The organism is Acinetobacter sp. AR_0276 (assembly GCF_003000705.1).
GTDB lineage: Bacteria > Pseudomonadota > Gammaproteobacteria > Pseudomonadales > Moraxellaceae > Acinetobacter > Acinetobacter nosocomialis.
This window is the reverse complement of the sequence record NZ_PSQO01000004.1, coordinates 386,259-398,550: the sequence shown is the minus strand read 5'-3', so window position 1 is coordinate 398,550 and position 12,292 is coordinate 386,259. Positions and strand designations below refer to the sequence as shown.

General features: G+C 37.7%; 6 protein-coding genes and 1 pseudogene. 5 read left to right on the top strand and 2 right to left on the bottom strand.

Annotated elements, in window-relative coordinates; all coding sequences use genetic code 11:
* Nucleotides 1-98 precede the first annotated feature (98 nt).
* Nucleotides 99-647, top strand: a complete 549-nt coding sequence (locus CSB87_RS02740; RefSeq protein ID WP_031952794.1) for a DUF2799 domain-containing protein — start codon at nt 99-101, stop codon at nt 645-647.
* A 44-nt stretch (nt 648-691) separates the two neighbouring features.
* Here the strand turns inward: CSB87_RS02740 and coq7 are convergent, their stop codons facing one another.
* Entirely contained in the window at nt 692-1,327 is a 636-nt protein-coding gene (coq7, locus tag CSB87_RS02735) for a 2-polyprenyl-3-methyl-6-methoxy-1,4-benzoquinone monooxygenase (RefSeq protein WP_004708107.1), read from the bottom strand.
* 3 nt (nt 1,328-1,330) lie between these two features.
* Nucleotides 1,331-2,653 carry an MFS transporter gene (locus tag CSB87_RS02730; RefSeq protein WP_079377785.1) on the bottom strand — a complete coding sequence of 441 codons (1,323 nt, stop codon included), beginning with the start codon at nt 2,651-2,653 and terminating at the stop codon, nt 1,331-1,333.
* Between the two features lie 432 nt (nt 2,654-3,085).
* Here CSB87_RS02730 and CSB87_RS02725 point away from each other — a divergent pair.
* The 4 genes and pseudogenes from CSB87_RS02725 to CSB87_RS02710 all read left to right on the top strand — a co-directional run.
* A pseudogene (locus tag CSB87_RS02725) lies at nt 3,086-5,545 on the top strand (autotransporter assembly complex protein TamA); the annotation flags it as partial.
* Between the two features lie 26 nt (nt 5,546-5,571).
* Nucleotides 5,572-10,077 carry a translocation/assembly module TamB domain-containing protein gene (locus tag CSB87_RS02720; RefSeq protein ID WP_031952788.1) on the top strand — a complete coding sequence of 1,502 codons (4,506 nt, stop codon included), beginning with the start codon at nt 5,572-5,574 and terminating at the stop codon, nt 10,075-10,077.
* A 256-nt stretch (nt 10,078-10,333) separates the two neighbouring features.
* On the top strand, nt 10,334-11,569 hold the full coding sequence (locus tag CSB87_RS02715; RefSeq protein WP_002049019.1) for a lactonase family protein: 1,236 nt from the start codon (nt 10,334-10,336) through the stop codon (nt 11,567-11,569).
* Nucleotides 11,570-11,702: 133 nt separating this feature from the next.
* Nucleotides 11,703-12,065 (top strand): hypothetical protein, encoded by a 363-nt coding sequence (locus CSB87_RS02710; protein ID WP_002048992.1) that lies wholly within the window; start codon nt 11,703-11,705, stop codon nt 12,063-12,065.
* Nucleotides 12,066-12,292 lie beyond the last annotated feature (227 nt).

Here is a 12,292-nt window from a genome sequence, read left to right as displayed (position 1 = left end):
TTATGTATAAGTCTTGAATAAAGCAGGACTTACATAGTGTATGTACTGGAATTTTATTTTTTGCGTTTTTTTAAATTTTATTTTTGAGTTCTCTTAATATGAAAAATATCGGTTTAGCCATTTTAGCAATCAGCCTTTCAGGTTGTGCTGCAATGAGCGTAGAAGAATGTAAGACTGCGAATTGGTCATTAGTGGGTGAGAAAGACGGTTCAAAAGGTTCTTCGCCGCGTTTAGATCAATATTATAAAGCGTGTGGGAAAGCTAATATTGTTCCAGATCAAAAGTCATATGAACGTGGATATAAAGAGGGCTTAGGATATTATTGCCAGCCATCAAATATTTTTTATAACGCCTTAGAGGGTAACGGGAATATTAATGTCTGTCCAATCGAGCAGCGTGATCGGTTAAGACCTTATTATCGTGCAGCTTCCGATTACTACAATGCAAAAAATGAATACGATCGTTATGACGAGAAGTTTAAGCAATATTCTGATAGCGCTTATAACGAAAAATTAAAGCCAGAAGAGCGTGAACGTTATCGTAAGCTTTTAAGAGAATTACAAATTGATCGTGACCGTATTAACAGAAACTATTGGAACTCAATTCGAGATATCGAACGTTTCAAATATGATCATGGTTTAAAATAATATTTGAAAAAGGATTGATCTGAATGAGATCAATCCTTTGTTTTTTAAAGGTAATAACTCGTTTTAGTCATTAACTTTGAAATAGCGGTCATACTGATTTTTACTGCATAAGGTAATTCAACACCACCTGCTTCAAGCGCAGTATGACGATGATGTAATTCATCTTCATTCATTTGCTCTAAAATTTTACGAGAGCGTTCATCTTGAGCAGGTAACTGGTTTAAGTGATCTTGCAAATGTAGACTAACTTGGCGTTCAGTTTCAGCAACAAAACCTAAGCTATATTTATCACCTGCAATACCGGCAAGAGCACCCATACCATATGAAAGGCCATACCAAATCGGGTTCAATAAACTTGTATGACTATTTAGCTCTTTTAAACGGTCTTCACACCAAGCTAAATGGTCTTGTTCTTCAATTGCTGCCTGTTGCATTTCACGGCGTACATTTGGTAATTTCGCCGTTAATGCTTGCCCATGATAAAGCGCTTGAGCACATACTTCACCACTATGGTTAACACGCATTAAGCCTGCAACATGGCGAGCATCTTCAACTCCAAGTTTTGTTTCAGCCGTTTCAGCCGGATTTTGTCGCTGTGCTGCTGTTGCACCTGGAACAAGACTACGTAATGCCTGATCAAAGGAGTTAATAAGTTGATCAATTCCCGTATAGTGGCGCATAAATTAGTCCTCCAAAGAAAGATGTGCTGTGGCAAGCATTGGTTTTAGTCGGGCAAGAAGCCAGATACTAAAGATTGCACTAAGTACAGCTGTAATAATAAATAGTATTTTAATATCAATTTTTAAAACACTTAATATTAAGATTGAGAAAATTGCTGACGAAACCATGAATACAGCATTTAAAATGTTATTTGCTGCAACAACACGGGCACGATGTGAGCGCGGTGAGTAAGCCTGCATCATGGCATACAAAGGAACAATATAAAAACCGCCACTAATACCCAATAAAGTCACAGCAATCATGACATGGTAGTAAACCCAACCTTGAGTGAAAATATCTTTTAAGGTTAGTAATGCTCCAGTTTTCTCTGGTACAAAGGCTAGACTCGCTGCAAGGTAAAGCGCAAAAACAGTAAGGCCAATTGCACCAATCGGCACCATTTTAATATTAATTTCCGAACCACCAATTTTACGGCAAAGAAGAGAACCTACCCCAATACCGACTGAGAAGAATGTGAGTAATAGGCTAACTACATTTTCTGATGCATGGAGATTTTGTTGAGTCAACTGCGGAATTTGCGTTAAATAAGTTGCTCCATAAAACCAGTACCACGAATTACCTAATAAAATGGTGAACACTAACGGTAAACTTTTGGCATATGTAATGGTTTGGAAGCTTGTACGAATAAAGTTCCAGTCTATATCTAAATCGGGTGCAGCAACTTTTTGGGGTAAAATGAAGTGGCTAAATAAATAGCCTATGCAAGCAATAGCGACTACAGTCAAACTAATCCATAGTAAATTACCTTCTGATGATGCAATTACGGCACCACCTAAGATCATGCCGAATAAAATTGCCATCGATGTACCGGATTGAAATAAGGCATTGCCCGACATAAGTTCGTTTGGTTTTAAAATTTCAGGCAAAATTGCATATTTAATAGGTCCGAAAAATGTGGAATGTGTTCCCATTAAGAATAAAGCCAGAAGAAGTAGCCATAAATGCCCCAATAAGAAACCGGCAGACCCAATAAGCATGATTATGATTTCTAATATTTTTATGCCACGCACAAGTTGTGAGCGCTCGTATTTGTCAGCAATTTGTCCTGCTGTTGCTGAAAAAAAGAAATATGGCAAAATAAACAATAATGCTGCTAAATTATTGAGTGTACTTACAGGGGCAGATTGTTGTTGAATCCAACCATACGTAATGACTAACAATAAAGCTTGCTTAAAAACATTGTCATTTAATGCGCCAAAAAACTGTGTAAAAAACATCGGTACAAACCGACGTGATGTCATCAGGGATTCATCTTGTTTCATCATATACAAGCTTCATTGAGTTTTATTAAAAAATGTGACGGAGTGTTAATTTGCATCGAAAACCATGTATGATATTTTTAACGCTTGATTAAATGAAAAATCAATGGTTTCGAGTGAGTTTTATCCTCATATTGGTGCGTTTATTAAAAAATAAGTTTAGAGTTTTCCATGCCTTCTAAAATTAAGTTTAAACAGTCAACTCTTTCTCACTCTATGCATTTAATCCTAAAAATGCAGAGTATACCTAAACTTATTTGTAGCAGCCTATTGTTAAGTTTATGTGTTAATCCTTGTTATGCTCAAAGTTCAGCTGAGACCGTAACGCCGGTAGCAAACCAGTCAGTAACTGATCCATCATTGCAACAAACAAATACAAATAACCAAAATGATGTTCCGATTACTGATGTCGCTACTCTGGTAACTCAAGCACAGCAGCAACAAGATAGCTTGGCTATATTGCAACAACAAGAACAATTTCCAAATCAGATTGAAGAATTTAAGCCAATTACGCTCGATAACCTCGAAGATTTACCCGTGATGCCTGTTGACCAGAATATGGCAAATGAGATTTATCGGGTAGCAGAAGAGGCAAAAACTGAAGCTCAGAACTTCCAAAATGGCACACAAAAACATCCAGAAATGGTAGTGAATGATGCATCACAAGCAGAATTACATGAAATTAATCAGGCGCCTGTAAATATTGACCAACTCATGCATGAGATTCAATCTGACAGTAAGATTGTAGTCGAAGCTAATGAAACTGGAAAAACTTTACCTGAGCTTACAGCTGCTACTGAAGAACCGCCAGAAGAAAAAGGTTTCTTTAAACGGATATTTAATAAAATTCGTCCACCGCGTGTGATTCCGATGGAGCAAATACCTCGTATTACTGCTGAGGTTACGGGTGCTCCAGACGATTTGGCTAAAAATATCAAAGGTAAATTATCTACATTTACTCAAGAATCATTTGAAGATTTTAATTCAGCATTGCCTCAACTTAGGAGCCTAAGCAATCAGGCCGCTCAAGCGGTGGGGTATTACAATGCTGAGTTTCGTTTTGAAAAATTAAGTGCAAGCCGTGTTCGAGTTAAAGTTACTCCAAATGAGCCGGTACGAATTAATGAACAAAATATTGAATTCAGTGGAGCGGGTGCAAAACAACCACAGTTTCAAGTTATTCGTTTAGTTCCAGACCAAGATGTGGGTGATATCTTTAATCATGGTCTGTATGAAACAACTAAAAGTCGAATTGTCGATGCCGCAACAAATAATGGATATTTTGATGCCTACTGGCGTTTACACGATGTGAAAGTAAGCCAACCTGAAAACAAAGCAGATATTAACCTCAAATATGAAACGGGTGAGCGATATAAGCTAGGTAAGGTTGAGTTTCGTATGAGTGATCCTTCAAAACCCTTGCCAATCAAATTAAATATTCTTGAGAGTATGGCACCTTGGAAAGAGGGCGATGACTACACATTCTGGCGTGTAAATGCTTTAGCCAACAACCTGACGAACTCTCGCTATTTTAACTACACTTTGGTCGATTCAATTAAACCTGATCCAATTGAGAAGCCGCTTGAGTTACCCCCAGATTTACAAGCATTAGTCGATCAGCAAAATGTCACTATTGATGAATCAAAATTGCTTTCTCCAGAACAACAACAGCTTGCTAAAGCACGACAATTAGCCTCATCTAGTAAAGAGGTTAGTCAAAATGTGGTAGACGAAAAACAATTTGCCGGAACTGAAAATGTACAATTAGCTGCAGCTCCAGCTTCTTTGAAAACTGCAGCAGCAGATCATGCAGAGCAAGAGTCGGAACAAGACCGTTTACAAGCCCAAGCACGTGAAGAAAAACGGATTCCGGTTATTGTGACTTTAAATGCGGACAAATTGAATAGTCTGGAAACTGGTGTGGGTTATGGTACTGATACGGGAGCTCGTTTACGTAGTCAATATCGTCGTTCGATTGTGAACGAATATGGGCACTCCTTTGATGCCAACTTTGAACTTTCACAAATTCGACAGTCTATAGATGGCCGTTATAGTATTCCTTATAAGCATCCATTAAATGATTACTTTAACATTGTAGGTGGTTATGAGCGCGAGACTAGAGATAATATCGGTCCTGATGTTAGTTTATTAACTGAATCTGCCGTATTGGGTGGTGAGCGAGTTATTAAAAAACCTTTAGGCAATTGGCAACACACTATTGGGGTCCGTTACCGTCTGGACCGACTGACTCAAAAAGGAAATGTCGATATTTCTGAATTGCCAGATGCATTTAAAACAGCTGCATCAGAGCAAGAAGCGTTATTATTTGGTTATGAAACCTCTAAAACCTCAAGTAATACAAGGTTAAATCCAACGAAAGCATTTAAACAAAGCTATAAGTTAGAACTGGGAAGTAGCAGTTTACTTTCCGATGCCAATATGGCGATTGCTACAGCGGGTTGGAGATTTATTTATTCTCTAGGTGAAAATGATAACCATCAGTTTGTGGGACGATCTGATCTTAGTTATATTTTTACCGATGAATTTGATAAAGTTCCCTATAATTTAAGATTCTTTACTGGTGGTGACCAGACAATTCGCGGTTTTGATTATAAAAGTCTTTCACCCGAAGAAAATGGATATAAGATTGGTGGACAGGCTCTAGCAGTAGGCTCTTTAGAATATAACTATCAATTCAAAGAGGGTTGGCGAGCAGCTGTTTTTTCTGATTTTGGTAATGCTTACGATAAGAATTTTAGTAACCCGACTGCCTACAGTGTTGGTGTCGGTATTCGTTGGAAGTCCCCAATTGGACCAATTCGTTTAGATGTGGCTTCAGGTATTTCTGATGATAATCATCCGATTCGTTTGCATTTCTTTATTGGTCCACAACTTTAAAAATAAAATTTTATTAGGTTTATTTTATGGCGGAAGTAGAACAGCAGCCCACTTCGGCACCTAGCTCTCCTAAGAAGCGACGCATTTTGCGTAGCTTTTTGCTGACAATATTAATCATACTTTTATTACTTGTTGCTTCCATCATTATTATGATGTCGACTGACCGTGGAAGCCGTTTTTTATTAGACCGTGTTTTACAAGCTCAGCAAGTCATTAAATATGAATATGAAGGGGGTAATTTACTTCGGGGAATTATTCTTAAAAATATTATTGTTCAGTTAAAAGAAGTTGACGTTACTTTAGATAGAGCGGATGTACGGTTAGGGTGGCGTTCTTTAATATTAGAAAAAGAAGTGCATTTGAGCAATGCAGATGTCCGTAACCTAGTTATTATTAACAAAGCTCCGCCATCGGATAAACCATTTGAGTTTAAACCCATTAAATTACCATTTGTGCTTCGTGTAGATGTGGGAGATGTCGATCATTTAGAAATTAAAAATTCAGGTTCTGTCGTAAATTTCCATGATGTTCATCTAAATGATGCTTTGTGGTCAGAGACAAAACTGAAATTTGAAAATTCAAGTATGGATATGGGGTATCTTTCTGTTCATAACGCAACAGGAAATATGGACTTTAGTGGTAAATATCCACTGAATGCGACAGCAGATTTAAGAATTCCTTCTTTAAAAAGTTTAAACATCCAAAATATTAAAGTGGCAGCTCGAGGAAGTTTAGATACATTGCAAGCCGGTGTAGCAACGACAACACCAGATTTATTAACAGGTTGGGTCGTTTTACATCCTGTTCGCCATGAAGTACCAATGAAAGGTGCATTGTTACTTAAAAATTATCACTTGCCTTTACTGGTTGAACAAAAATTATTTGCTAAAAATGGTGTGATCAAGTTTCAGGGGGATGTTAAGCAACTTAACTTAGCGCTTGAGACAGATTTAAAAGGGGAAAATTTACCAGAAGGCCAATACAACGCCTTAATGAATACTGATTTGGTTCATCAGCTGAATATTACAGACTTTAATGGTCAGGTCATGAAAGGTGCAGTTAACCTTAAAGGCTTGGTGAACTGGAAAGATCATGTCACTTGGGATGTAAAAGGTCGTTTAGATCATGTTAATCCTAAAGATAAAGCTATCCCTCAAGTCGTTCAGGACTTCTTACCGCCAAGTTTAGATGCTGCAGTTGCTTCAACTGGCTCTTTAGAAAAAGGCATGGAAGTATTTGCTAATGTCGACTTTGACCGCTATGAGTCTTGGAAACTTAAATTAAATCAAGCACCTGAAAAGAATAAAAAACCACAGCCAATGTTTATGAATGTGGCTTGGTCCAAAATAGATCGTGCTATGCCATATATAGGTTGGTTAAGCAGTGATAGTGGTCAAGTAGATTTGACTTTGCGGGATGGTCAGCAAGATATTAAAGTGGCAACTAAAGTATATCAGCATGAACAAACCTTATTGCCAGCTGGACAATATTTAGCAACATTGAATGTTAAAGATAATATTCTTAATGTTCCTAGTTTTAATTTTGCGGCTCAAAAAGGGAGCCTCACAGGTCAGGCTAAAGTTTTATTACCTACCGAAAAACGTCAGTTGGCATGGAATGCGTTATTAAATGCTAAAGACTTTAATCCACAAAGTATTCATGCAGCTGCACCGGTAAACTTACTTAATGGATCAATCAAAGCAAGTGGTTTTGCCAAGCCAAATCAACAAATCATTCAACTTGAAAAAATTGATTTAAAAGGCCAGTTGGCTCAAGCAAACCAAGAAACGGTTGCGTTAGCTGGGAAAAGTACGGCAGCTTTATTATTTAATGATGTTAAAGCCGGTGGTGGTTTTAAAGGTTTTGCAGTGAATTATGATGGATCTTTAAAAGCACTTAATCAGGCTAATGGGTTATTAAAGTTCTCTCTTGCTGGTACTCCAGAGTTTATTCGAATTAGTCAGTTACAACATGATGGTGTGGCTGGAAAAATCTACGCGACTGGATCATTAAACTTAAAAGATCGTATTGCTTGGGATATCAATAGTTCGCTTGTGCGTTTTAAACCTCAATATTTTGTTTCTAGTGTAAAAGGCGAAATTTCAGGAAATGTAAAAACGCAAGGTGTTTGGTCTGATAAGTTAAAGCGTATTGATATTCAGCAATTGAACCTTGCAGGATTTTTGAATAATAAGCCAGTGAGAGGTAAAGGTAACTTATCTGTACTTATGGATTCGAACCAAAAGGGCTTTTTACCTCAGCAATTTGAAGCGAATAATCTATTTTTAGTGTATGCACAAAACCAGTTACAGGCGACTGGTAATGCACAGAATTTAAAAATCAAGCTCAATGCGCCTGCGCTTTATGAGTTATATCCGGGTCTAAGTGGTCGTGCTTATGGAGATTTGAGTGTTCAATCTCAGCCGCGTTTGAAGGCTACAGCTAATATTGCAGTTGATAACTTTGCTTTCAATAATTTAGTGAGCGTTAAAAAACTGCGTGTACAGGGTGAACTACCAACTTCCGAAACAACTCCAACTCAGCTCACAGCAAAGCTTGATAATTTACGTAGTGGTAGCCGTCTAATCCAGTCTGCTGAAGTCAATTTAACTGGAACACGAAAAGCACACTTATTAAAAGTTCAGGCAAATAATAATATTTCTAAATTTTATGTGCAGTTAGCAGGCGGTTTTAACCAAAATAATGATTGGTTGGGCCAAATTCAAAAAGGTAGTTTTGATTCGCGTCGAATTCGTTTAGCGCAAAATCAAAATGCGCCTGTTGTGTTTTCATCAGCACGTTCTGAGCTATATGTTGGGCAGCATTGCTGGCAAAGTAGAAATAGTCAGTTATGCCTTGACCAACCTGTACGTGTGAGTAAAGCACAAGGCAATATTTCATTTATTACCCAAAATCTGGATTTAGGAGATTTTGCCGCATTTATGCCGGAAGGTTTGGCTATGACGGGTCAACTCAATGGTTATGCTAAAGCGTCTTGGGTAAATGGTGGACATCCTAAACTTGATGCACGCTTAGTAACCAGAAAAGGTGAACTAGGTTTAGCAGCAGAAGACCCTCAAGATCCGCCAACCACGTTGACTTATGATGAGCTGAGTGTAATTGCGAAAAGCATTTCAGATGGTCTATTGTTCCGTGTTGATGTAAAAACACCAGATATTGGTACTGGATACGCGAATGTCATTATTAATCCATACCAACCATCTATGCCAATGCATGGTGAGGTCGCCTTTAATGATGTACAGTTAAAAGTTTTAAAGCCATTTATTCAAGATGTGCGTTCAATGAGTGGTACTTTAGCCTTGGCAGGTAAAGTAAATGGTACATTAACCCAACCGCAATTTACGGGTGAGATGCGTTTGAAAAATGGGGCAATCAGTATGATTTCCCTGCCAGTGAACTTAACCAATGTACAAGTGTATTCATCTATTCGTCAGGATATGGCAACAATTGATGGCGCATTTAACAGTGGACAAGGGGTAGGTTTACTTAAAGGTAGTTTCGATTGGAAAGATTCTCCACGTCTACAGTTGAACTTAAAAGGTGATAACTTACTCGTACGTCAAGCACCATTAATTACAGCTATTGCAAATCCGAATTTGACACTCGATATGTATCCTTTCGACAAACGTTTAAGTTTGAAAGGGTCGGTAGATGTTCCTCGTGCACGTATTTCAATGCCTGAAACAACAGCACCTGTCATTAATACATCTTCAGATGTTCGTATTGTCCGTCAAGGCCAAGATCCACTTGCAATTTTACGTGCAGCAAAACCTTGGGATATCCGTGCCGATATTTCGGTAAATATTGGTAATCAAGTTATCTTCCAAGGCTTTAACAGTAATATTCCTTTAGTAGGTCGTTTGAACTTAACTCAGCGTGGTTATGAAACGGCAATGCGCGCGATGGGTGCTATTGGTGTAAGTCAAAAGGTGAAAATTGAAGCTTATGGTCAAAGCTTAGATTTAAACCGTGCTATTGCCCGTTTCAATGGCCCATTGGCAAACCCAACTTTAGATATAGATGCAAATAAAAATGTTCAGGGTAGTATGGTTGGCGTTCGTGTTACAGGTACTGCATCATCACCAAACATTCAAGTTTATAACGATGCGGGCTTATCTGAACAAGAAGCATTAAATGCATTAGTGACAGGTCGTATTAATGAAGGCTCAAGTGGTTTAAGTAATGCGGAAGGTTTTAAATCTGATGTAAACAATACAATCGCTGCTGCTGGTATTAGTATGGGCTTGGGCGGTACACGCGCGTTCACGAATCAAATTGGACGTACTTTCGGCTTAAGTGGTCTTGCATTAGATGCACAAGGTACGGGTGATGATACTCAGGTAAGCTTAACTGGATATATTACGCCTGATTTGTTTATTCGTTATGGTGTCGGAGTATTTACGCCAGTCAATAAACTTACGCTGCGTTATCAAATGAATCGCCGTTTATATTTAGAAGCAAGTCAGTCTTTAGAACGAGCAATCGATTTATTCTACAACTGGCGTTTCTAGATGTATAAATTAAGAGCTCACTTTAAGTGGGCTCTTATTTTATTAACGCTATACTATTTTAAAAAATTAAATATTAATCATCTAGATCATCAATACTTTTGGCAGGAATCCCACTTTAAAAAGGATTTTGATTAAAGAAAATTCACTTGAAAATTGCGGTTTTATAAATTAATTTTCAGAATCATTAAATGAAATTAGATTGATAATGCCTTGTTGTTAATTGCAAATAAGGTAAATTTTTCAAGGAAAAATGCCAGTGGAAAAAGATACTTGTGTTGAAATTAGAGATAGCAAGGTTAACGATACAAATATTAAATATCGTGGACTCATTCAGAAATTAACAGCAACATTATCATTGTCCTTTTTGTCACTTGGGTGGGGCTCCACAGTGAATGCAGCAGAACAACAAATCGCTTTAGTCGGAACTTGGACATCGATTCCTGATGCACCACTTGTTCAAAAACCGGAAAAGGCCAGTGAAGGTTTATATCAATTGCAAGTTAATGCTGACGGGACTCTAACTCCGGTTAAAGTGTTAAAAATGAAAAGTCCATCTTGGATTGTGAAATCTAAAGATGGTCGTTTTGCATATACAACAAATGAAGAAAATTTAGGAGAAGTCACTGCACTATCGGTTCAAAACGGAAAGGTAGAGGTTTTGAACACGGTGAATAGTCATGGTGGACATCCAACTCATGCCTCAATTAGTTTAGATGGTAAATTCCTGTTTGTGTCGAATTATTCGGCATTTGATAAAGGTCGTGGTGGTGTGGCTGTTTTTCCAATTTTGCCGAATGGGCATTTGGGTGAAATGGTACAAAATATTGTTTTTTCGGAAGGTTCTGGTCATGTTAAGGGGCGTCAAGAGAGTGGACATGCTCATTCGACAACTTTTAGTCCGGATGGTAAGTATTTATATGCAAGTGATCTTGGGAATGACAAAGTCTATGTCTTTCGTTATAACCCAAACAAAACGCAACCACTCGAAGCGGATAACGGTCGAGATGTGACGTTTAACCATGGCTCTGGTCCGCGTCATATGGTCTTTTCATCAGATGGTAAGCATGCATATGTTACCGCCGAAATGCGAAGTGAAATTGTGACCTTTAATGTGCAAGATGGCTATTTGAAGAAAACTGCTGAGTTAAAGCTAGTTCATGAAGACAAAACGCCCGAATTTAAGAGTGCAAGCGGAATTATTCTTAGTCCAGATGGCAAATATGTGATCGCTGCTAATCGTGGCTCAGACAACAAACTCCTCGTATTTAAAATTCAAGAGGATGGATTGCTGGCTCAACCGACTGTTTATAAAGCTAATGGTATTGAACCACGTGCTTTCTCATTCGATGCAACTGGTAAATATCTGTATGTAACAAATGTTTTTACTAATAATATTAGTTTGTTCCGCTTTGATGCCAAAAACGGTACCTTAAAATCAGTTGGAGATGCTGCAAAAATATCAACACCTACTGATATTAAGTTTTTTAATTAATTTAAATTAAGAAATGTGTATTTCTCACACTACATATAAAGGACCGAGAGTTTATATCTCGGTTTTTTTATAGCAGTTTTTGCAAACTCTGTCAGATTCAGTATGATGTTGGCAGCATAGTCTGTGTAGAGTAATGATGAAAAAAGTTTTATTTGTTTTGATGGGAATGTTGTTAGTCGGCTGTACAGAGAAAAAACCTTTAACCCCTGAAGAGCAATGGCATGGCTTTTGTACCAGTGTTGGGAATGCGGCTAGAAGTATTGTATTTGACCGTCAGCAAGCAATTGAAAAGTCTCAAGCGATTGAACATGCAAATAAAATCGAAGATGAGATCACCAAAAAATTCATCTTGAATATTATTGAAAAAGTTTATGCTATTCCACAAGATGAATTAAAAACTAATCCAGAAGCCCTGCAAGAAAAAATTAGAAAACAAATGGCAGATGAGTGCTTGGTTACACCACACGACAAAATGCCAAACTATAAAAAGTTCTAAGTGTTTAATACATCGTCAACACTCCACTAAGGTGGAGTGTTCTTTAAATTCAAAATACCGCATCATAAACCAGTCATTAAGATCATTATTTATACAGGGGTATTTAGTTACAAAATAATGGGCATCACGGAGAAACACCCCGCGCTCATTAACTTTTGGCTTGAACTCTAGTAAAATTTTGTAGTCCATATTACTTGTGAAGCTTTGTGAAAGCTGGAATTTACAAG

What these genes read in the sequence shown, in the direction of transcription:
- CSB87_RS02740 (WP_031952794.1), top strand. Translation starts at nt 99, where the DNA reads ATGAAAAATATCGGTTTAGCCATTTTAGCAATCAGCCTTTCAGGTTGT.
- coq7 (WP_004708107.1), bottom strand. Translation starts at nt 1,327, where the DNA reads ATGCGCCACTATACGGGAATTGATCAACTTATTAACTCCTTTGATCAG.
- CSB87_RS02730 (WP_079377785.1), bottom strand. Translation starts at nt 2,653, where the DNA reads ATGATGAAACAAGATGAATCCCTGATGACATCACGTCGGTTTGTACCG.
- CSB87_RS02720 (WP_031952788.1), top strand. Translation starts at nt 5,572, where the DNA reads ATGGCGGAAGTAGAACAGCAGCCCACTTCGGCACCTAGCTCTCCTAAG.
- CSB87_RS02710 (WP_002048992.1), top strand. Translation starts at nt 11,703, where the DNA reads ATGATGAAAAAAGTTTTATTTGTTTTGATGGGAATGTTGTTAGTCGGC.